22 protein-coding genes and 1 tRNA gene are annotated in these 19937 nt (G+C 59.1%); 14 read left to right on the top strand and 9 right to left on the bottom strand.

What is annotated here, in order from left to right; all coding sequences use genetic code 11:
- Genes rapZ through OLX72_RS03950 form a run of 4 tightly spaced genes read left to right on the top strand, consistent with a single transcriptional unit; the run spans position 1 to position 2522 of the window.
- Positions 1-906, top strand: a complete 906-nt coding sequence (gene rapZ, locus OLX72_RS03965; protein WP_114868820.1) for an RNase adapter RapZ — start codon at positions 1-3, stop codon at positions 904-906.
- A complete protein-coding gene (locus OLX72_RS03960) occupies positions 903-1298 on the top strand; it encodes a PTS sugar transporter subunit IIA (RefSeq protein WP_114868821.1) in 396 nt (131 codons plus the stop codon). The genes rapZ and OLX72_RS03960 overlap by 4 nt, the downstream gene beginning before the upstream one ends.
- 24 nt (positions 1299-1322) lie before the next feature.
- On the top strand, positions 1323-1592 hold the full coding sequence (locus tag OLX72_RS03955; protein WP_114868822.1) for an HPr family phosphocarrier protein: 270 nt from the start codon (positions 1323-1325) through the stop codon (positions 1590-1592).
- Between the two features lie 36 nt (positions 1593-1628).
- The gene (locus OLX72_RS03950; RefSeq protein WP_433989859.1) at positions 1629-2522 is read left to right on the top strand and encodes a lysophospholipid acyltransferase family protein; all 894 of its coding nucleotides are present in this window, start codon (positions 1629-1631) and stop codon (positions 2520-2522) included.
- 9 nt (positions 2523-2531) lie between these two features.
- Here OLX72_RS03950 and OLX72_RS03945 read toward each other — a convergent pair whose 3' ends face one another.
- Complete coding sequence (locus OLX72_RS03945; RefSeq protein ID WP_114872057.1) at positions 2532-3407, bottom strand: 3-hydroxybutyryl-CoA dehydrogenase; 876 nt, start codon at positions 3405-3407, stop codon at positions 2532-2534.
- Between the two features lie 173 nt (positions 3408-3580).
- On the opposite strand from OLX72_RS03945, the gene OLX72_RS03940 reads away from it, so the two are divergent.
- A complete protein-coding gene (locus OLX72_RS03940) occupies positions 3581-4402 on the top strand; it encodes a DUF6473 family protein (RefSeq protein ID WP_114868824.1) in 822 nt (273 codons plus the stop codon).
- A 62-nt stretch (positions 4403-4464) separates the two neighbouring features.
- Here OLX72_RS03940 and OLX72_RS03935 read toward each other — a convergent pair whose 3' ends face one another.
- The 6 genes from OLX72_RS03935 to OLX72_RS03910 form a co-directional block, all read right to left on the bottom strand.
- Positions 4465-5391, bottom strand: coding sequence for an electron transfer flavoprotein subunit alpha/FixB family protein (locus tag OLX72_RS03935; RefSeq protein WP_433989858.1), 927 nt, complete (start codon positions 5389-5391; stop codon positions 4465-4467).
- Positions 5391-6149 (bottom strand): electron transfer flavoprotein subunit beta/FixA family protein, encoded by a 759-nt coding sequence (locus tag OLX72_RS03930; RefSeq protein ID WP_114868826.1) that lies wholly within the window; start codon positions 6147-6149, stop codon positions 5391-5393. Before OLX72_RS03930 ends, OLX72_RS03935 begins: the two co-directional genes overlap by 1 nt.
- 165 nt (positions 6150-6314) lie before the next feature.
- Positions 6315-6887: a cob(I)yrinic acid a,c-diamide adenosyltransferase gene (locus OLX72_RS03925; RefSeq protein WP_433989857.1), complete on the bottom strand. Its 573-nt coding sequence runs from the start codon at positions 6885-6887 to the stop codon at positions 6315-6317.
- A 1-nt stretch (position 6888) separates the two neighbouring features.
- Positions 6889-7098: a twin transmembrane helix small protein gene (locus tag OLX72_RS03920; RefSeq protein ID WP_114868828.1), complete on the bottom strand. Its 210-nt coding sequence runs from the start codon at positions 7096-7098 to the stop codon at positions 6889-6891.
- Positions 7099-7206: 108 nt separating this feature from the next.
- The gene (locus tag OLX72_RS03915) at positions 7207-8034 is read right to left on the bottom strand and encodes an SDR family NAD(P)-dependent oxidoreductase (protein WP_114868829.1); all 828 of its coding nucleotides are present in this window, start codon (positions 8032-8034) and stop codon (positions 7207-7209) included.
- Between the two features lie 68 nt (positions 8035-8102).
- On the bottom strand, positions 8103-8687 hold the full coding sequence (locus tag OLX72_RS03910) for an SH3 domain-containing protein (RefSeq protein ID WP_433989856.1): 585 nt from the start codon (positions 8685-8687) through the stop codon (positions 8103-8105).
- Between the two features lie 187 nt (positions 8688-8874).
- On the opposite strand from OLX72_RS03910, the gene OLX72_RS03905 reads away from it, so the two are divergent.
- The 3 genes from OLX72_RS03905 to OLX72_RS03895 are packed head-to-tail and all read left to right on the top strand — an operon-like array spanning position 8875 to position 13536.
- Entirely contained in the window at positions 8875-11187 is a 2313-nt protein-coding gene (locus OLX72_RS03905; RefSeq protein WP_433989855.1) for a DNA topoisomerase IV subunit A, read from the top strand.
- A complete protein-coding gene (locus OLX72_RS03900) occupies positions 11108-12442 on the top strand; it encodes a DUF898 family protein (protein ID WP_114868831.1) in 1335 nt (444 codons plus the stop codon). Before OLX72_RS03905 ends, OLX72_RS03900 begins: the two co-directional genes overlap by 80 nt.
- Positions 12439-13536, top strand: a complete 1098-nt coding sequence (locus tag OLX72_RS03895; protein WP_114868832.1) for a M48 family metallopeptidase — start codon at positions 12439-12441, stop codon at positions 13534-13536. The genes OLX72_RS03900 and OLX72_RS03895 overlap by 4 nt, the downstream gene beginning before the upstream one ends.
- 39 nt (positions 13537-13575) lie before the next feature.
- Here the strand turns inward: OLX72_RS03895 and OLX72_RS03890 are convergent, their stop codons facing one another.
- Positions 13576-14931, bottom strand: a complete 1356-nt coding sequence (locus tag OLX72_RS03890; RefSeq protein ID WP_433989854.1) for a cytochrome P450 — start codon at positions 14929-14931, stop codon at positions 13576-13578.
- A 119-nt stretch (positions 14932-15050) separates the two neighbouring features.
- On the opposite strand from OLX72_RS03890, the gene OLX72_RS03885 reads away from it, so the two are divergent.
- The gene (locus OLX72_RS03885) at positions 15051-15650 is read left to right on the top strand and encodes a hypothetical protein (RefSeq protein ID WP_114868834.1); all 600 of its coding nucleotides are present in this window, start codon (positions 15051-15053) and stop codon (positions 15648-15650) included.
- Between the two features lie 116 nt (positions 15651-15766).
- Positions 15767-16942 (top strand): elongation factor Tu, encoded by a 1176-nt coding sequence (gene tuf, locus OLX72_RS03880; protein WP_114868835.1) that lies wholly within the window; start codon positions 15767-15769, stop codon positions 16940-16942.
- A gap of 202 nt (positions 16943-17144) precedes the next feature.
- Here the strand turns inward: tuf and OLX72_RS03875 are convergent, their stop codons facing one another.
- A complete protein-coding gene (locus OLX72_RS03875) occupies positions 17145-17711 on the bottom strand; it encodes a lysophospholipid acyltransferase family protein (protein WP_368073726.1) in 567 nt (188 codons plus the stop codon).
- A 298-nt stretch (positions 17712-18009) separates the two neighbouring features.
- Between OLX72_RS03875 and OLX72_RS03870 the strand changes: the two genes are divergently transcribed.
- From OLX72_RS03870 to secE, 4 genes are all read left to right on the top strand, one after another.
- Positions 18010-18657: a CatB-related O-acetyltransferase gene (locus tag OLX72_RS03870; protein ID WP_433989853.1), complete on the top strand. Its 648-nt coding sequence runs from the start codon at positions 18010-18012 to the stop codon at positions 18655-18657.
- A gap of 136 nt (positions 18658-18793) precedes the next feature.
- Positions 18794-18869 (top strand) — tRNA-Trp (locus OLX72_RS03865).
- Between the two features lie 143 nt (positions 18870-19012).
- The gene (locus tag OLX72_RS03860) at positions 19013-19573 is read left to right on the top strand and encodes a hypothetical protein (protein ID WP_433989852.1); all 561 of its coding nucleotides are present in this window, start codon (positions 19013-19015) and stop codon (positions 19571-19573) included.
- 153 nt (positions 19574-19726) lie between these two features.
- Positions 19727-19924 carry a preprotein translocase subunit SecE gene (secE, locus tag OLX72_RS03855; RefSeq protein WP_114868839.1) on the top strand — a complete coding sequence of 66 codons (198 nt, stop codon included), beginning with the start codon at positions 19727-19729 and terminating at the stop codon, positions 19922-19924.
- The last annotated feature ends 13 nt before the right edge of the window (positions 19925-19937 follow it).

Below are 19937 nucleotides of genomic sequence, written 5' to 3'. Positions count from 1 at the left end.
ATGCCCGATCCCGGACCAACAGATCAGAACCGCTGCCGCTTTGTGCTTGTCACCGGCCCTTCCGGGGCAGGGCGATCCACCGCGATCAACGTTCTGGAGGATCTGGGGTTCGAGGCGATCGACAATCTGCCGCTGCGCTTGCTGCCAACCCTTCTTGACGGTCCCGCCGAAGACCGCCCGATGGCTTTGGGGGTTGATACGCGCAACCGTGATTTTTCAACCACCGCGCTGATCGACTCGGTGGAAAATCTGGCCCGACTGTCACACCTGTCCCCCGAGGTTTTGTATCTGGATTGCAGCCGCGATGTCTTGCTGCGCCGGTTTTCCGAAACCCGGCGGCGCCACCCGCTGGCCCCCGCCGAAAGCCCGGATGTGGGGATAGATCGCGAATTCGATCTGTTGGACCCGATCCGCGCCCGCGCCAGTATCCTGATCGATACATCCGATCTGAACGTGCATCACTTGCGCGCCGAGGTCGAACGCTGGTTCGCGCCTGTCGGTCCCGGACGGATGGCTGTTTCGCTGCATTCCTTTTCCTACAAACGCGGCTTGCCGCGCGGCATCGACATGGTTTTTGACTGCCGGTTTCTGAACAATCCTTATTGGGTTCCTGAATTACGCGGTTTCGACGGGCGCGATGCCCAGGTGGCCGACTATGTTGCGGCAGACGCCCGCTTTGCCCAGTTTTTCGAAAAAACGCTGGATTTCACCGAATTCCTGTTGCCCGCCTACGCGGAAGAGGGCAAAGCACATTTTTCAATCGGCTTTGGATGCACCGGTGGCCAGCACAGATCGGTCACAGTGACCGAAAGATTGGCGCAAGCCCTTGCGGAGAAGGGGTGGCAAGTGTCAATTAGGCATCGCGAGCTTGAGCGCCGCGCGGCAGAGGGTAAGAAACAGGCGTGATCGGGATTGTTATTGTCGCGCATGGCGGGCTGGCCAAGGAATACATGTCGGCGGTGGAACACGTGGTGGGCCGCCAACCGGGCATTCGGGCTATCGCAATCGAAGCGGACCATGATCGGGACGCAAAGCAAACTGAAATCTGTGTGGCGGCCGATGCGGTCGATACCGGCGACGGTGTTGTTGTCGTCACCGATCTGTTCGGCGGCTCGCCTTCAAACCTGAGCTTGCGCGCCTGCAAACCCGAAGACCGCCGGATTATTTACGGCGCTAATCTGCCGATGCTGATCAAACTGGCCAAAAGCCGCGACTTGCCGGTATCCGATGCGGTACGGGCTGCGCTGGAAGCCGGCAAGAAATACATCGACAGCCAGAATGTGTCTTCGGATGCGTAAGAAATTCAAGAAAGTAATACCCTTATGACCCAGCGCAGTTTGAACATCGTGAACGAAAAAGGGCTGCACGCCCGCGCATCTGCAAAACTGGTCGAGGTTGTCGAGGCGTTTGATGCGACAGCCGAAGTGTCGCGCGACGGAATGTCGGCCTCGGGTGACAGCATCATGGGGCTTTTGATGTTGGCAGCGTCCAAGGGAACGACTATTGACGTGCAAACATCGGGGCCGGATGCTGATGCTTTGGCTGATGCGCTGGAAATGCTGGTGGCTGACAAATTCGGCGAAGGGTACTAGGCGCGCGATGCGCACCCGGGCAAAAGAAAGATCGTAGTGGCAAACACGGTTCAGGATAGCACGTCGGGTCTTTCCAAAGACTCTGAAAAGGATACCGGCGAAATCTATGATCGCCGCACCCTGACCTATGCCAACTCCTTTGACGATCCCTGGACCAGTTTTGCGATCCGTGCCATCGAATGGTGTACCGGAAAGCTGACGATCCTGCGGATGGTCAACAAGTTCGAAAAAACGAACGAGGCGCATCGCGGTCAGAAGTTCTGGCGTGGCGCGCTGAACGTCATGGGTATAGATCTGCTGACCCCGCCAGAGCAGTTGGCCAATATTCCGCAAAGCGGGCCTGTTGTCGTTGTGGCCAACCACCCGCACGGAATGGTGGATGGTATGATTTTTGCCGACATGATCGGGCGCGTGCGGCTGGATTATCGCATTCTTACACGGTCGGTGCTGACCGGTCTGGACGAAGCGGCAACATCTTTCATGATCCCGGTGCCGTTCCCGCACGATCCCGAAGCCCAGGCTAAAATGGTTGAAATGCGCGCCAAGGCGATGGCCCATCTGAAAGACGGCGGCGTCGTGGCCCTGTTCCCGTCAGGTGTCGTGATGTCGTCCGATACGTGGTTCGGCCCCGCGATCGAACGCGAGTGGAGCCTGTTCACCGCGAAAATGATCCGCCGTTCCGGCGCGCGGGTGGTTCCGATTTTCTATCCGGGACGCAATTCGCGCTGGTATCAGATCGCCAACCGGATTTCACCTATCCTGCGGCAAGGGCTGTTGCTGCACGAAATCGTCCGGTCCTGCAACAAACCACAGGCCCCCGTGATCGGCGCACCGCTAAGCGATGAACAGATGGCCATGCTGGAAACCGACCCGCGCGGTTTCATGGCGTGGCTTCGCGCGCATACGCTCTCGCTGGCTGACAAGGCCTGATCCCTGCCTTTAACGGGTCGGCACCGGCATCTCACCGCGATAATCATAAAAACCGCGCTGCGACTTGCGCCCAAGCCAGCCGGCTTCGACATATTTGGTCAGCAGCGGGCAGGGGCGGTATTTGGTGTCCGCCAAACCGTCATGCAACACGTTCATGATGGCCAGACAGGTATCAAGCCCGATAAAATCAGCCAGTTCCAGCGGACCCATCGGATGGTTTGCGCCCAGCTTCATCGACTGGTCAATTGACAGGACAGATCCGACCCCTTCGTAAAGAGTGTATACCGCTTCATTGATCATCGGCATAAGGATGCGGTTGACGATAAATCCGGGGAAATCTTCGGCTGACGCGGATGTTTTCCCTAACCGGTCCACTACGGATTTGCACGCGGCATAGGTGGGTTCATCGGTTGCAATGCCACGGATCAATTCGACAAGCTGCATCACCGGCACAGGGTTCATGAAATGAAACCCCATGAATTTTTCGGGCCTGTCCGTCCGGCTGGCCAGACGGGTGATCGAAATCGACGATGTGTTCGATGTCAGGATCGTATCGGGCTTAAGATGCGGCAAAAGATCTTCGAAAATCGCCTGCTTGACGGTTTCGCGTTCTGTTGCCGCTTCGATCACCAGATCGGTCTGGCCAAGTTCTGTCAGGGTCACAGTGGTCTTGATCCTCGCCATCGCCTTGGATTTCTCGGCCTCTTCGATCTTGCCGCGGCCAACCTGCCGTTCCAGATTGCGGTCGATCAGATCGATCGCGGCCTGTAGTGCGTCGGAACTGATATCTGTCAGCAGAACATCATATCCGGCAAGCGCCATAACATGTGCAATGCCGTTGCCCATCTGGCCTGCACCCACGATGCCAATTCTCTGAATGTCCATGTCGCGTGTTCCCTTGTGTTCAGGCCCTAACATACGGGGCATGGCAGGGGGGCCGCAAGGGCCGTAAACCGATCAAACTTGTGGCAATTTGGCGGGGCTTGGCGCGCTTGGGTTAGGGCTTTGGTAAGGCCGGTTGCACATTCTGGGGCCGGGTGAGAACGAAGGTGGGCAAGATGACCTATGAAGGATTGGGCACGCGTGCCCTTGATTATTTTCCGTGCCGGTATGGTGCGTCAAAACTGCTGTTCCGTGGGCCACGGCGCGATCTTTCAACGGCGTATTGTGCCTTTGTCGGCGGCACCGAAACCTATGGCAAATTCCTGGCCAGCCCGTATCCGTCCATAATCGAACGCGAAATTGGGATGCCATGCGTTAATCTGGGCTTTCCCAATGCGGGGATCGATGTGTTCATGCACGATCCGTTTGTGCCGGTAGCCGCCGCCGGTGCACAGATCAGCGTGGTGCAGGTGATGGGTGCCCAGAACATGTCGAACCGGTTCTATACGGTGCATCCGCGACGCAATGACAGGTTCGTCAAGGCCAGCCAGATGATGCAGGCGGTGTATGGCGATGTAGATTTCACCGAATTCCATTTCACAAAGCACCTGATCAGATCGCTGATGGCGCTGTCGGCCGACCGGTTTTCCTGTGTCCGGCGGGAACTGCAACAGGCGTGGCAGGCGCGGATGGAACTGCTTTTGTCCAAACTGGGCGGAAAGATCATTCTTCTTTGGTTCGCGCGCCACAGCCCCGATGAAGACGGTTTTAGTACGACGAGCGACCCGATGTTCGTGACCCGCAAGATGATCGAAAGCCTGCGCCCGCACGTCGCCGATATTGTCGAGGTGGTTGCCAGCCCGGCAGCACAGGCGCAGGGCACGCGCGGTATGATCTTTGCCCAGATGGAAGCGCCCGCAGCCGGGCACATCATGGGGCCGGCTGCGCATCAGGAAGCGGCCGATGCCGTTTCCCGCAGTATCAACCGCCTGATATGAAAAGGCCCGCCGTTTCGGGCGGGCCTTGGAAATGCGCCAAAACGCAGGTTGTTTTGGTATTTTTAAAGTTTTTCGATCAGTTCCGGCACAGCTGTGAACAGGTCGGCGACCAGACCGAAATCGGCAACCTGAAAGATCGGCGCTTCTTCGTCTTTGTTGATCGCCACGATCACCTTGCTGTCTTTCATACCGGCCAGATGCTGGATCGCACCGGAAATGCCAACGGCAACGTACAGATCAGGGGCCACAACCTTGCCCGTCTGGCCGACCTGCCAGTCGTTCGGGGCATAGCCACTGTCAACCGCTGCGCGCGATGCACCAACAGCCGCACCCAGCTTGTCCGCCAGTGTTTCGATCAGCGCGAAATCGTCTTTCGATCCCACACCGCGCCCGCCCGACACGACCACACCGGCCGATGTCAGCTCGGGGCGGTCACTGGCCGCAACCTTGTCCTCGACCCATTCGCTCAGACCCGGATTGCCGGCGGCACCGATGGTTTCGACAGATGCAGACCCGCCCATTTCAGCGGCGTCAAAGGTAGATACACGGAACGATACAACCTTTTTGCCATCGCTGGATTTGACGGTCTGGATCGCGTTGCCCGCATAGATCGGGCGCTCGAACGTGTTGGCGTCAACGATACCGGACACGTCGGTCAGAACCATCACATCCAGCAAAGCCGCGACACGCGGCAGCACGTTTTTCGCATCGGTCGTCGCGGGCGCTACGATATGTTCGTAGTCCCCTGCAAGCGATACGATTAGATCGGCGGTCGATTCCGCCAGACGGTGGCCCAATGCGGGATCTTCGGCACACAGCACCTTGGACACGCCGGAAATCTTCGCAGCTTCGACTGCCGCCGCCGCCGCAGACCCGCCCGCGCACAACACAGTCACATCGCCCAGTTGCGCCGCCGCAGTTACCGCCTTGGAGGTGGCATCCAGCGACAGTTCGCCATCATTGACTTCGGCAAGGAGTAAAACAGCCATTACACAGCCCCCGCTTCTTTGAGTTTCTCGACAAGTTCGTCCACCGAGCCCACTTTGATACCAGCCGCGCGGCTTTCGGGTTCGCCGGTTTTCACGATCTCAAGACGCGGAGTGACATCAACGCCGTAATCCGCTGCGGTTTTTTCATCCAGCGGCTTTTTCTTGGCTTTCATGATGTTGGGCAGCGATGCATAGCGCGGTTCGTTCAGGCGCAAATCAACCGTCACAACGGCGGGCATCTTGACCTTGATGGTCTGCAAGCCGCCATCGACTTCGCGGGTCACGGTTGCGCTGTCGCCCGAGATTTCAAGACCGGATGCAAAGGTCGCCTGCGACCAACCCAGCAATGCGCTCAGCATCTGGCCGGTGGCGTTCAGATCATTATCGATCGCCTGCTTGCCGCACAGCACCAGACCTGGCTGTTCTTCGTCAACAATCGCCTTGAGAATCTTGGCAACGGCCAGCGGTTCGATGTCGTTGTGAACATCTTCTGCCGCCACCACCAGAATGGCGCGGTCTGCGCCCATCGCCAGCGCGGTGCGCAGCGTTTCCTGGCTTTGCTTGACGCCGATCGACACCGCAATCACTTCTTCCGCAGCGCCGGCTTCTTTCAGACGGATCGCCTGTTCGACCGCGATCTCGTCAAACGGGTTCATCGACATTTTCACATTGGCAAGATCAACACCCGATCCATCCGCTTTCACACGAACTTTCACGTTATAGTCGATCACGCGTTTGACAGGTACCAAAACCTTCATGGGCGTTTCTCTCCTTACTTGATAAATCGCCGGGGCGACTCGGTCTAAATCATTCCCGCTGTTGATAGCGACAGGTGTGTCCGCGAAACAGGGTAAAATCGTCACCCCAAGGTCTAGGGACGTCGCGTTTTTTGCTTATCCCGTTTTTTTGCAAAGGTTTTGACCCTATCGGTTGGCCCCCGGCACCCACAGTACATCGTCCTTTCCGTCGTTGTTCGCGATCCGCGCGGCGACAAAAAACCAGTCTGACAACCGATTCAGATATGTGACCGCCGAGGGGTTGATCGCCTCGACGGTGGCCAGTTCCACGGCAAGCCGCTCGGCCCGCCGTGCGACGGTGCGGCAGACATGCAAATGCGCAGCCAGCGCCGCACCGCCGGGCAGGATGAAGCTGCGCAGCGGTTCCAGAATATCATTCATCCGGTCAATCTCGGCTTCCAGACGTTCGAACTGTTGCGGCGCCATGCGCAACGGCGGGTATTCCGCTTCGGCGTCCTGTTCCATATCAGGGCGGCACAGATCAGCCCCCAGATCGAACAGATCGTTCTGGATGCGCGACAATTGCAGGTCCATGTCGCCGGTGGCGTGCAAACGGGCGACGCCCACAAAACAGTTCAATTCATCCGAAGTGCCATAGGCCGACACCCGCAGCGCGTGCTTTGCCACCCGCGCGCCGTTGCCCAGTGCGGTTTCACCCGCGTCACCGGTTTTTGTATAAATCTTGTTCAGAACAACCATGTCACTGCCCTCCTGTTCCGCGCAGATACACATAAAGACAGATCAGCAGCACAGCGATAAACTGCGCGATCAGCCGATAGCGCATCATCTTGTTTCCATATTTCCGGTTGGTTTCGCCGCCCTTGGCAAAACCGCCGATTCCCAGCATCAAAATGACGACAACGGCCAGAACCGCCAGAACGACAAGTACAAAAAGCGGGTCTGATGGCATATAAACTGTCCTTTTCTCGGGTCTGAGCGGTCATGTAGCCGCCCACGACAAAAAAGCGAACCGATTTCTTTGTGCGTAGGCCAGCGCCAAAGGCCGGTATCTGCTGCTTCAGGTTCGGGCCAATACCCAATCCAATGCTCTTGTGGGCAACAGACGGCGCAGTGCGCCCATCAGATAGGTTGGTGTAGTGACGTAATAACGCGGTTTGGGGCGCCGCGATTCCAGGGCGTGTACCAGTTTTTTTGTAACGGCGCTTGCGGGCAGTTCGAACGTGTCGGGCCCGCTGCTTGAATAGAGGCGCTTGTGCAGGGTGTTTTCATAGAAAGACGCGCGCGGGCTGTCCTGCCATTTGATCCAGCGTTCATAATGCGGGATCGAATTGACGCGAATTTTCGATGTGACGGGCCCCGGTTCGATCAGGACAATCTTGATCGGCGTGTCGCGCATTTCGATGCGCATCGTGTCGGTCAGACCTTCCAGCGCGAATTTGGTGGCGTTGTAAGCCCCGCGCATCCGCAGCGTGACAAAGCCCAGCACGGACGAACATTGAATGATCCGGCCATGCCCCTGCGCGCGCATCACCGGAATGACCCGGCAGGTCAGATCGTGCCAGCCAAAGAAATTCGCCTCGAATATGGCGCGCAAACCGTCAACCGGCAGGTCTTCAACTGCGCCGGGCAGGCCATGCGCGCCGTTGTTGAACAGCGCATCCAGCGTGCCACCGGTGGCCGCCAGAACCTCGGCCAGTCCGGATTCCAACGTGGCGGGGTCGGTGTAATCCAAAAGCGGGCTTTCAAACCCTTCAGCGATCAGGCGCGCGCAGTCTTCGGGGCGCCGGCAGGCGGCAAACACCCGCCATCCCCGCGACTTCAGCCCTTGCGCCGCGTCATATCCGATGCCGGACGAACAGCCTGTAATCAGTATGGATTTCTGCATTTCTTACCCTTTTCGGCCTGTTCTGACCTGTCGCGCACCAAAGCGCAACCGGTACGGACCGTCGGGTGTCACTGCCGCAACAAATTGGCTGAAATCCAACCCATTTCGCGGCTTTCGGGGTTCTGCATTCTGATCCAGCCCGTGCCGGGGTCTTCCAGCACCTCAACCTCGGTGCCGCCCTGCAGTTGCAGGATCACCGGATAATCGATGCCCGGGCCGGACCGGATATTGACCAGCGTGCCATCTATAATCCGGATGTCTTTTGCGGGCGCTGGAAATGTGCCGTCCGAAATGCTGTCCAATGCCGCCAGCGACAACACGACATCCGCAATAGGGGCGGCGGGCGCAACCTCGGCGGTTTCTACCGGCTCGGGTTCCGGTGTCGGCTCGGGCGCTGCGACGGGTTCGGGCGCGGGCTCAGGCGGGGTATTGCCCAGAACCAGGCGCGTTCTGGACGGATCGGGCGCGATATTCGAACCTTCTACAAAAACAGGCGCGCGGCTCGTTGTGGCACGAGGGCTTGGCTCCGGCTTGGACGCGCTTTCTGCTTCGGCCTCAAGCCGCGCGCTGGCCGGTACGAAGTCAGCCCCGCCGCTCAGCTCGTAAAACGCCCAGCCCATGAAAAGGAACGACAGAAAAACAAACCGGTTCATAACGCTCCTTCCTTTGTGATTGCGGATCAGCCTTGCCGCGACCCATTTGAAACTATCGCATCGTGGTACATTATCAAATCGGGCGCGGATTCGGCAGCGGAAAAACCGCGCATAATTCCCCTTCTTCGTGCATAAAACAGGCACGTCCTCGCTTTACCCTGCTGCGGTCACAGCGTATCAGATGGGCATGAACGACATCACAGACGATACAGGCCTGCCCGCACCCGATCTGACAGAACCGCTGCGCCGCGCGATCGGGGACAGGTATCTGACCTATGCGCTGTCCACGATCATGCACCGCGCGCTGCCCGATGCGCGTGACGGACTAAAGCCGGTGCATCGCCGCATTCTTTACGCGATGCGCGAACTGCGCCTGTCCAGCAACGGCGGTTACCGCAAATCGGCCAAGATCAGCGGCGATGTGATGGGTAATTACCACCCGCATGGCGATGCGGCGATTTACGATGCGATGGCGCGTCTCGCGCAGGATTTCAACGTGCGCTATCCGCTGGTCGACGGGCAGGGCAATTTCGGCAATATCGACGGTGATAACCCCGCCGCGTCGCGCTATACCGAAGCCCGCATGACCATCGTCGCCGAGGCGATGCTGGAAGGGTTGAACGAAAACGCGGTGGATTTCCGCGACAATTACGATGGCACCCTGACCGAACCGGTGGTGCTGCCTGCTTCGTTCCCGAACCTGTTGGCCAACGGGTCAAGCGGTATCGCGGTGGGCATGGCCACCAACATCCCGCCTCACAACATCGCCGAACTGTGTGACGCCTGTATCCACCTGATCAAAATGCCGGATGCACGCGACGATACATTGCTGAAATATGTGCCGGGGCCGGATTTTCCGACCGGCGGGATCATCGTCGAACCCCCGGAAAACATTGCACAGGCTTACCGCACAGGGCGCGGGTCATTCCGTCTGCGCTGCAAATACGAGGTCGAGGATCTGGGTCGCGGCCAGTGGCAGATCGTGGTCACGGAAATCCCCTATCAGGTACAGAAATCCAAGCTGATCGAAAAAATCGCGGAACTGATCCAGACCAAAAAGTTGCCGATTCTGGCCGATATCCGTGACGAAAGCGCCGATGACATCCGAATGGTGCTGGAACCACGGTCAAAGAATGTCGATCCCGAAGTGCTGATGGGCATGCTGTTTCGCAATTCCGATCTGGAAATCCGGTTTTCCCTGAACCTGAACGTGCTGATCGACGGTCTGACGCCCAAAGTGTGCAGCATGAAGGAAGTGCTGCGCGCGTTTCTGGACCACCGCCAAGAGGTTCTTATCCGCCGTTCGACGCACCGGATGGAAAAGATCGACCACCGGCTGGAGGTGTTGGAAGGTTTCATCATCGCCTTCCTCAACCTGGACCGCGTGATCGACATCATCCGCTATGATGACGATCCAAAGGCCGGCCTGATGTACGAAGACTGGTCAAAGGATCATCCCCGTGCCCAGGACGAAGCCGATTATGTGCCCCCCGTGGTGCGCCCCGAAGAAGAACCGTCCCTGTCCGAAGTGCAGGCCGAAGCGATCCTGAACATGCGTCTGCGCTCCTTGCGCCGTCTGGAAGAGATGGAGCTTTTGCGCGAACAAGGCGCCCTGATGGAAGAACGCGCCGGGCTAGAGGATTTGCTGGACAGCCCTGACCTGCAATGGGACAGCATCGCCAACCAGTTGCGCGAAACCAGAAAGCTGTTCGGCAAGGATTACGAAGGCGGCGCACGACGCACGCAATTCGCCATCGCGGGCGAAGTCGAAGATGTGCCGATCGAGGCGATGATTGATCGCGAGCCGATCACCGTGGTGTGCAGCCAGATGGGATGGATCAGGGCCATGACCGGCCACATTGATCTGACGCGTGAATTGAAATTCAAGGACGGCGACGGGCCGCGTTTCGCCTTTCATGCCGAAACCACCGACCGTTTGCTTGTGTTCGGGGCCAATGGGCGGTTTTACACCCTGTCTGGCGCCAACCTGCCCGGCGGGCGGGGCATGGGCGAACCGTTGCGCCTGATGGTCGATCTGCCAAATGATGCGGAAATCGTGGGGCTTTACATCCATAAACCGGATCGCAAGCTTCTGGTGGCCTCTTCGGCGGGTGACGGATTTATCGTGCCGGAAAATGATGTTGTGGCGCAAACCCGCAGCGGCAAACAGGTGCTGAACGTGCGCGATGGCGTGCGCGCACTGGTCTGTACCCCGGTGGCGGGCGATGCGATTGCAGTGGTTGGCGAAAACCGCAAGGTTCTGGTGTTCATGGCTGATGAACTGCCTGAAATGGGGCGTGGAAAAGGTGTGCGTCTGCAAAAATACAAGGACGGAGGTCTGAGTGATGCGGCCAGTTTCACCCTGGCAGAAGGCCTCAGCTGGTCCGACCCGGCCGGACGCACCCGAACCGAAACCGACCTTGGCGAATGGACCGGAAAACGCGCCAGCGCAGGCCGCATGGCCCCGCGCGGTTTCCCCCGCGACAACAAATTCACCTGATTGCTGGGATACCGAATTTGTCGGAAGACGCGGCGCGCTGTTCTGGCTGGCGCTGAAAACCGGCATCTTGTCGGTGCTGACACTGGGGATTTACCGCTTCTGGATGAAGACACGGTTGCGGCGCTGGTACTGGTCGGCGATCCGGCCCGGCGGCCAGCCGCTGGAATATGTCGGCGATCCGATCGAAAAGCTGCTGGGGTTTTTCATCGCGGTCGTGATCCTTGCCTTTTATATCGGCATTGTGAACCTGCTGCTGATGTTCGCCAGCTTTTCGCTGTTTCAGGGCAACGCCGTCGCCTACCTGGTCAGCTTTGTCGGTGTGATCCCGATCTGGTTCTATGCCCGCTACCGCGCCCGCAGATACGTTCTGGGGCGGACGCGCTGGCAGGGCGTGCGGTTTGGTCTGGAACCGGGGGCATGGGGCTATGCGCTGCGCGCCCTTGTGCACTGGGGCATCACCATCCTGACCCTTGGGATGCTGTGGCCACGCATGACCTTCGCGCTGGAAAAATACAAGACGGACCGCACCTTTTACGGCTCTGCCAAGCTGCATCAGGGCGGTGCCTGGCGCATGCTTTACCCTGCGGCTATTCCCGTCGCTGTGGCGGTCATGATCCTGTTTCTGGGCGGCGTCTGGGTGTTATGGTTTGATCCGGTTGTTCCCGTCGGGGCCAATGTGTTTGCGACCATTGATGATGTGTTCAACGAAGCGGGCCAGAATGATCTGAACGCGCCGCAGCGTCTGTTTTTATTGCCCCTGGCGTTGCTGTTGCTGGTCTATGGGGCGGTGCATTACAACGCGGCCAGCACCCGGATACTGGCCAATCACAAAACGGCAGACGGTATTGCGCTGTTTTCGCACCTGCGCCCGACACGCGTGTTCGGCATCTATTCCTGGGGCAACACGATCAGTTATCTGGCCCTTGTTCTGGGGCTGGTGGGGTTGTTCTTGCTGGCCATTCCGCTGATCGGGCTGGACGGGTTGCTGGCGATTGGCGGCGACAGCCCGGTTTCGGAGATGAACGTGCCGCGCTGGATGGCCATCGGTATCCTTGCACTGGTCTATTTCGGCGTCTTTCTGATGTGGTCGGTGCTGTCGCATGTATTCGTGACCTTTCCGTTGATGCGCCATTACGCGCAAACGCTCCAGATCGTGAACCCGGCTGCGCTGACCGCCATCAGCCAGCGCGCACGCGATGAATTTGCCGAAGCCGAAGGCTTTGCCGAAGCGTTGGATCTGGGGGCAGCGATATGAACGGCATTGCGCCAAAAGCCACCTGTTACTTCGATGGTGACAACGCGGTGGCACGTGCCGCCACCTTGCAGTTCAGTTCCGATTACCGCGACCTGCGCATTACTGTGGAAGGGCAGCCACCATTGATCTGGCCCGCGTCTGATATCCGGCTGGTACCCGATCAGGCGGGCCGCGACAAATTCGTGCTGCGCCTGAAAACCGATCCGGTGGCACGCCTGATTGTCACAGATCGCTCGATCCTTGCCAGTTTGCCCAACAAAAACCGTCCCGCGCCACCAAAAGGGCGGGGCCGGTTGTTGGGCTGGGCGCTGGCCGCTGTGGCATCGGTGGCCCTGATCGTGGGTGTTCTGGTGCCCAAAATAGCCGACCAGTTGGCGGCATATATCCCGCCCGAAGGCGAACGCGCCCTTGGCCAGACCACATTGGATCAAATCCGCGATGCGCTGGACGACACCGGCTTTGCGCCTGTCCCGTTTTGCGAAAACCAGTTGGGCTTGGCGGCGCTGGATCGGATGCAGCAAAAGCTGACACTCGGCCTTTCGCCCGATGCGGACCTGTCGGTGTTTGTGCTGGATCATGACATGGTCAACGCCTTCGCGCTTCCCGGCGGTTTTGTCGTGTTGTTTCGCGGGTTGATCGACGCGGCAGAAGGCCCTGACGAAGTCGCTGCCGTGCTGGCCCATGAAATCGGCCATGTGATGAGCCGCGATCCAACACGGCACGCCTTGCGCTCGGCCGGATCGATCGGGGTGCTGGGCCTTTTGTTCGGGGATTTTGCCGGTGGGGCGGTCGTACTGTTCCTGACCGAACGGCTGATTGATGCGCGCTATTCCCAAGGGGCGGAAAAAGCGGCGGATGAATTTGCTTACGGGCGTTTAGGGGCCGCAGACGTATCTCCGGCGGCGCTGGGCGATATGTTCGAACGGTTGCGCGCCAAATACGGCGAAAGCGAAGGCATCGTGGCGCATTTTCTGTCGCATCCCGCGCTTAGCGACCGAATTGCCGCTGCCCGCGCCGCAGCGCCAGACGGACAAACCTTCGCGCCAATCCTGTCAGCTACGGACTGGATGGCGCTGCAAACGGTGTGTGACTAGGCGTCGGTCGGTTCACGGCATTGGCGGCGAATGCGGCCTCTAAACCGGTTCCGCCGTCAGCCAGACACCGCCTTCGGGGCGCAGTGTCAGGATCATGACGGGGCTGGGATCCTTGCCCGCGACCGGATGGAACCGGAACCGTCCCAGCAAAGTGGCGAGAATGATCACCGCCTCTTGCAGCGCAAAGGATGCGCCGATGCAGATGCGCGGCCCGTCCCCGAACGGCAGATAGGCATACCGGTCAATGGCTTTCGGATCGGCAAACCGGTCTGGATTGAATGCATCGGGATCCTTCCACAAGACATGGCTGCGATGCAGCGCATAGATCGGGATGATCACCGTATCGCCCTTGCGTATTTCGCGCCCGCACAACGTGTCCGGCGCCATCGCCGTGCGCGACACCATTGCGGCAGGCGGATAAAGGCGCAGCGCTTCGTCGATGATCTGGCGCACAAACGGTAGCTTTGACACATCTTCGCCTGTCACTGGGCGATCCGCGCACACCGCCTGAATCTCGGCGCGGGCGCGATCCTGCACATCCAGATCAAAGGCACACAGATACAGCGACCATGCCAGCGTCAGAGCAGTGGTTTCGTGACCGGCCACAATAAAGGTCAGCAGGTTGTCGCGCAGTTCTGCGGTGTTCATCTTGCGTTTGGATTTCGGGTCTTCGCCGTCCAGCAGCAAATCCAGCAGATCGGGAACGTCATCGGCACCGCGTGCCGCGCGTGCGTCAATTGCGGTGTCGGCCACGGTCTTCATCTGCTTCAGCGCCTTGCCGGACATTATTCTTCCCGGGCGCGGCACCCAGTCGGGCGCGCCCAGAATGTCGAACAGCGAAATCTTGCCGGCTTCGGAAATATAGGCGTCAATGGCCGTGTGCACACTATCACGATCAAACGATCCGTCGCCTGAAAACGTGACATCCGAAATCACGTCAAAGGTGGTTGTCACCATTTCGTCCAGCATATCCACGGCGCGGGGGCCGGCCGTTGCAACGCGCGCGGCGGCACGGTCTGCCGCACCGGTCATGATCGGGGCAAGGTTCATGACGTTGCGATGCGAGAACACCGGCGCGGCGGTCCGCCGCTGCCAGCGCCAGTGCGCGCCTTCTGCAATGAACAGGGATTCCCCGATTGCAGGTCGCAACAGGTTCTTTGTCACCAGTGACTTGGGATATTGATCCAGCCGTTCCAGCAACATGATCCGGATCGCTTCCGGGTCCATCACCATATGCCAGCGTTTGCCGGTTTTGCCCGACACCATAGGTTGCCGGGTGGCAATTTCGGGGATGATGCTCAGCACGTTCTGGCGCGCGGCATTCAGGCTTTTGAAGATACCCCACGGCTCGCGCACAAGGGGAACTTTGACCGGTTGCCTGTTTTCGATGTTCATGCGCACGGGCCTTTCATGATTCAACTTCACATATAGGTGTAGCGCAGCGAACGGCAAAGGTTTGCACCCCTGGCCGCACTGGGCTATCTGACAGGGGCAACCCCAGAACGAGAGATCACATGCCCCGGATTTTCGCCTTGCTGACAGCCCTGTTGCTTTTGACCGCCTGCGGCGCGCAAACCCTGGAGGGGCCGCCCGTGCCGCTGGGGGATTTCAAACTGGGGCACAATGTGGTGGTCGCCAGCAAGATGCAGCAGGGGCCGGTGTCGCGTGCGGCGACCGAAGAAGAATGGGTCGCTTCAATGACCAAGGCGATCGGGGATCGTTTCGGACGTTACGACGGGGAACAGCTTTATCATCTGGGTGTCAGCATCGAGGCATTCATGCTGGCCCCGCCCGGCGTGCCGGTGGTCTACACGCCCAAATCGGTACTGATCGTCAAAGCCACGTTATGGGATGACACTGACGGGCGCAAACTGAACGAGGCGGCGCACCAGATCGCGGTGCTGGAAACCACCAGTGGCGAGTCCGTTCTGGTTGGTTCCGGATGGGGTCGCAACAAGCAAAAGCAGCTGGATGGCCTGTCTTTCAACGCCGCCAAATCCATCGAAACATGGCTGCTGGAAGGCCAGGAAAAATACGGCTGGTTCGGCCCGGATGAGCGCGTGATGCCGGCCGAGGATGAAACCAACGAAGCGGTGTTGCAGTCACCCTCCTGATCCGGGCCGGTTCGCTGACAGTAACAGCTTGATTTTCCCAACGGAACGCCATATGTCGCCCGCGCAGAGGAAACAGGGTCGCGAGGACCCCATAATGCAAAAAGGGCGCCCAAAATATGGCTAAGGCAAAGTTTGAACGCAATAAACCGCACGTTAACATTGGCACGATTGGTCACGTTGACCACGGCAAGACGACGCTGACGGCTGCGATTACGAAGTATTTTGGCGATTTCAAAGCCTATGACCAGATTGACGGTGCGCCGGAAGAGAAGGCGCGCGGGATCACGATTTCGACGGCGCATGTTGAGTATGAAACAGATGCGCGCCACTACGCGCACGTGGATTGCCCTGGTCACGCGGATTATGTGAAGAACATGATCACCGGCGCGGCGCAGATGGACGGCGCGATCCTTGTTGTGAACGCAGCCGATGGCCCGATGCCGCAAACGCGCGAGCACATTCTGCTGGGCCGTCAGGTCGGCATCCCGCACATGGTTGTCTACATGAACAAGGTGGATCAGGTGGACGACGCGGAACTGCTGGAACTGGTCGAAATGGAAATCCGCGAACTGCTGTCGTCCTATGACTATCCGGGCGATGACATTCCGGTCATTCCCGGCTCGGCTCTGGCCGCGATGGAAGGCCGGGATCCCGAGATCGGCGAGAACTCGATCCGTGCGCTGATGGCGGCGGTTGACGAATTCATCCCGACACCCGCGCGTGCGGTAGACCAGCCGTTCCTGATGCCGGTCGAGGACGTGTTCTCGATCTCTGGCCGTGGTACGGTTGTGACCGGCCGTGTGGAGCGTGGCGTGATCAACGTGGGCGACGAGATTGAAATCGTCGGCATCCGCGACACCAAGAAAACCACCTGTACCGGTGTTGAAATGTTCCGCAAGCTGCTGGATCGCGGTGAAGCGGGTGACAACATCGGCGCGCTGCTGCGCGGCGTGGACCGTGACGGCGTTGAGCGCGGTCAGGTTCTGTGCAAGCCGGGTTCGGTGACACCGCACACCAAGTTCGAGGCGGAAGCCTATATCCTGACCAAGGAAGAGGGTGGCCGTCACACGCCGTTCTTTGCCAACTACCGTCCGCAGTTCTACTTCCGCACCACGGATGTGACAGGCACGGTCCAACTGGCCGAAGGTACGGAAATGGTGATGCCGGGCGACAACGTGTCCTTTGGCGTTGAACTGATCGCGCCGATCGCGATGGAACAGGGCCTGCGTTTCGCCATCCGCGAAGGCGGCCGCACCGTCGGCGCCGGCGTCGTGTCCAAAATCCTCGCGTAAGCGGGACCGCGACGCGCGGTCAATCGCGTGTTGATGCCAATTCAAATGAGGCCGCCGGAGGTTCCGGCGGCCTTTTTTTGTGCGCGTTGCTGACCTGTGCGCACGAACCTGCGCAACAGGGTTTGGCCAAGCGTTTGTGCAGCACGCCTCCGGCGAGGATATTTATAAACAGAAGAAGCGGGCGGAAAAAACAGCCAAGGTGCTACCGGCCGGGCCGCCCGCACGCCGCATCGCTGGCATCGGTTACTTCGTCCAGTGCGGCCTGCAAGGACACCCGCAATGTTTCCAGTGTGGCATCATCGCATTTGCGCGGCACGCTTTCCTGCCATTCCCGGCACAGCATGACACCGCTTGTCCAAGGCAGCGGCATCATCATCCTGTCCCATGTGGGAAATTCAACCACACGGCTGGCGGCAAAAGATACGACAAACACGCGTTTGCCCGACACCCGCGCCCAGACCAGCGGAACGGTCGAAGCCACCCGCGCAGGCCCACGCGGACCGTCGGTTGCGATCCCAATGGAAACACCGTCCCGGATGCGCCCCAGAACCTCGCGCGAGAGGGCGACGTGGCGCTTGTGGCTGGACATCGAAATGCTGTCAAAGCCAAACGCCTTTTGCAGGCGGCCCGCCATAGTTCCGGCCCGCGCGGACGAAGTCAGGGTACAGACCGGGCCCAGCGACAGATCGACGATAAACGGCGCCATCATCAGGCGCTGGTGCCAGATGGCGATGATCACCGGTTCACCGCTTTTGACAAGCGCGTCCATGTCTTCAAACCCATCGCGACGCCAGCGCGCCGTGCGATAGCAAAACCGCAAATACCACTTGAACAGAGCGGTCAGACCCCGGGCGAGTGTTTCACTGTCTGCTATTTTTCTTCGAAGGCTCACATCACCGATCCACAGTTGACGCGCCAGTCATAGTCAAACCTGTTCCCAACGCAAGCGCGTGCCCCCCTGCCTGGCGAGCTCGTTACATGAAAACAGGACATCTGGCTTGTGATCCGGCACCGGATCAGCGCACCTTGGGCGTTCAGTGCGCCACAAAAACCAGAGAGGATTGGGCATGCCGCTTGACCCGACACAAACCCGACCTGTGCGTTTTGCGGACGGGACCGAGTATTCCGGCACGGTTTACCTGAACCGGATACTGGATCATCCCAATATTCAGGTCGGGGATTTCACCTATTTCAGCAGCTTTGATCCGATCGGGCAGCCTGCGGATTGTGCGGCGCGTCTGGCCCCCTATCTGTTTGCCGGCGCCCCCGAAAAAATCCGCATCGGTCGGTTTTGCCAGATTGCCCACGGCACGCAGTTCATCACCCAAAGCGCCAATCATCGCATGGACGGGCCGTCCACCTATCCGTTTGCGATTTTCGATCCGGACCGGATTGCCGGGTATCGCCAGACTCTGGCAGCGGGCCGTGACACCGTTGTGGGGCATGATTGCTGGCTGGGTCATGGCTCTGTGATTCTGCCCGGTGCACAGTTGGGAAACGGGGTTATTGTGGGGGCTGGCGCGGTGGTGGCGGGCACCATCCCTGATTACGCGATCGTGGCGGGCAACCGCGCCCAGATTGTGCGGATGCGATTTTCGCCTGATGATATTGCCGCGTTGAACCGGATCGCATGGTGGCACTGGCCAATCGAAAAGATAGCGGCCCATGAAGATGCCATTGTGGGTGGGCGGGTTGACGATCTGGCGCGGCTTTGACGGCTACGGCCGTGGCCGCGTGTTCCGTCGGGCACAGTTCATTCGCCTGCCGCGTGAAAAAGACGGGGCACAGCGGTTTCGGCAAGACTGCCTCTTGATCTTGGATCAGCCATCCCGTACCAGCATGCGTGGTCGGAGGGGTTTAGCTCAGTTGGTAGAGCATCGGTCTCCAAAACCGAGGGTCGTGGGTTCGAGTCCCTCAGCCCCTGCCACGACCACAGGTCAGACCGCGAAACAGGCGCGCCGCCTCATTATTGCCGTAATTTTACCTTAATCAGATTCGCGAACGTGCAGCTGTTGTTTGGCTGCCTGCCTGCGTTCTTGTTTCTTTATGGTTCGAGTTGGAGTCTGCCCTATGACCGATACAAATACTGATGAAGCCATCCGAATGCTGTTGCGCGAAACTGGGCACGGCACCTCCAAACAGCTTGAGTCGCGCAAGAAACTGCCACCGCTGATCGAACCCGAAGCGCAAGGCGTTGCAAAAGACAAAGAGGCGAAGCCCCGCAGCCGGATTTCCGCACTGGGCCTCAAGCCAAGACATTTTATTCTGATCGCGCTGGTGACAGCGGCGATTATGCGCCCGTGGCTGGTGTTGTGGGGCAGCCTGTTGTTCTTTGCTCTGGCGACTATCCTCTATTTCTCGCTTGGTCCGGATTTCTGGACCAACAAGATCACGCGCCTTTATCTCTGGTTGCTGCGCAAAAGCCCTGCGTCAGCTGAAAAAATCAGGCTTGCGGCGCGGCGCACCTCGCGCCGGATGGAAAAGATGCTTGAGAAACTGCCTGCGCGCTGGACATCGGGGCTGTATCTGCCGGATTTCGATCCGCCAGCACAGCACGATCCGTTTGATGATCGTCCCGATCCGTTCGAGCGGCTGCAACAGGTGGCAAGCGACGTCGAAAAAACAGCCTGAGTCCGGTTGCCCCGGGATCGTGTCCGGGTGACATTTGTGCCACCTGAACGAAGGGGAACGCGCCTGTCTGTCAGCCATTTCTGTTTTGCCGCCTTGAATTCGTCGCCGTCGCCGGTTACATGCGCCCCATCGCTAGCAGAAAGCATACCGAAAATGGCCACGTCGAACCCGTTCCAGTTCCTTCAGCAAGTCCGCGCCGAGGTGTCCAAGGTTATTTGGCCAACCCGTCGCGAAGTGTTTCTGACCACGGTCATGGTTTTTATCATGGCGGCACTGACGGCTGTATTCTTTGCGCTGGTTGATCTGATCATTCGCGGCGGGCTTCAGACACTTCTGGGCTACTTCGGCTGATCCCGTTCTGGCA

Origin of the sequence: Sulfitobacter sp. TBRI5, assembly GCF_051013555.1 — a bacterium.
GTDB lineage: Bacteria > Pseudomonadota > Alphaproteobacteria > Rhodobacterales > Rhodobacteraceae > JL08.
This window is presented reverse-complemented; position numbering and strand designations above follow the sequence as displayed.

Bases quoted from the DNA above. Each gene is read 5' to 3' on its own strand.
- rapZ (WP_114868820.1), top strand. From the start codon at position 1: ATGCCCGATCCCGGACCAACAGATCAGAACCGCTGCCGCTTTGTGCTT.
- OLX72_RS03955 (WP_114868822.1), top strand. From the start codon at position 1,323: ATGACCCAGCGCAGTTTGAACATCGTGAACGAAAAAGGGCTGCACGCC.
- OLX72_RS03945 (WP_114872057.1), bottom strand. From the start codon at position 3,407: ATGGACATTCAGAGAATTGGCATCGTGGGTGCAGGCCAGATGGGCAAC.
- OLX72_RS03940 (WP_114868824.1), top strand. From the start codon at position 3,581: ATGACCTATGAAGGATTGGGCACGCGTGCCCTTGATTATTTTCCGTGC.
- OLX72_RS03935 (WP_433989858.1), bottom strand. From the start codon at position 5,391: ATGGCTGTTTTACTCCTTGCCGAAGTCAATGATGGCGAACTGTCGCTG.
- OLX72_RS03930 (WP_114868826.1), bottom strand. From the start codon at position 6,149: ATGAAGGTTTTGGTACCTGTCAAACGCGTGATCGACTATAACGTGAAA.
- OLX72_RS03925 (WP_433989857.1), bottom strand. From the start codon at position 6,887: ATGGTTGTTCTGAACAAGATTTATACAAAAACCGGTGACGCGGGTGAA.
- OLX72_RS03920 (WP_114868828.1), bottom strand. From the start codon at position 7,098: ATGCCATCAGACCCGCTTTTTGTACTTGTCGTTCTGGCGGTTCTGGCC.
- OLX72_RS03915 (WP_114868829.1), bottom strand. From the start codon at position 8,034: ATGCAGAAATCCATACTGATTACAGGCTGTTCGTCCGGCATCGGATAT.
- OLX72_RS03910 (WP_433989856.1), bottom strand. From the start codon at position 8,687: ATGAACCGGTTTGTTTTTCTGTCGTTCCTTTTCATGGGCTGGGCGTTT.
- OLX72_RS03905 (WP_433989855.1), top strand. From the start codon at position 8,875: ATGAACGACATCACAGACGATACAGGCCTGCCCGCACCCGATCTGACA.
- OLX72_RS03895 (WP_114868832.1), top strand. From the start codon at position 12,439: ATGAACGGCATTGCGCCAAAAGCCACCTGTTACTTCGATGGTGACAAC.
- OLX72_RS03890 (WP_433989854.1), bottom strand. From the start codon at position 14,931: ATGAACATCGAAAACAGGCAACCGGTCAAAGTTCCCCTTGTGCGCGAG.
- OLX72_RS03885 (WP_114868834.1), top strand. From the start codon at position 15,051: ATGCCCCGGATTTTCGCCTTGCTGACAGCCCTGTTGCTTTTGACCGCC.
- tuf (WP_114868835.1), top strand. From the start codon at position 15,767: ATGGCTAAGGCAAAGTTTGAACGCAATAAACCGCACGTTAACATTGGC.
- OLX72_RS03875 (WP_368073726.1), bottom strand. From the start codon at position 17,711: ATGGACGCGCTTGTCAAAAGCGGTGAACCGGTGATCATCGCCATCTGG.
- OLX72_RS03870 (WP_433989853.1), top strand. From the start codon at position 18,010: ATGCCGCTTGACCCGACACAAACCCGACCTGTGCGTTTTGCGGACGGG.
- OLX72_RS03860 (WP_433989852.1), top strand. From the start codon at position 19,013: ATGACCGATACAAATACTGATGAAGCCATCCGAATGCTGTTGCGCGAA.
- secE (WP_114868839.1), top strand. From the start codon at position 19,727: ATGGCCACGTCGAACCCGTTCCAGTTCCTTCAGCAAGTCCGCGCCGAG.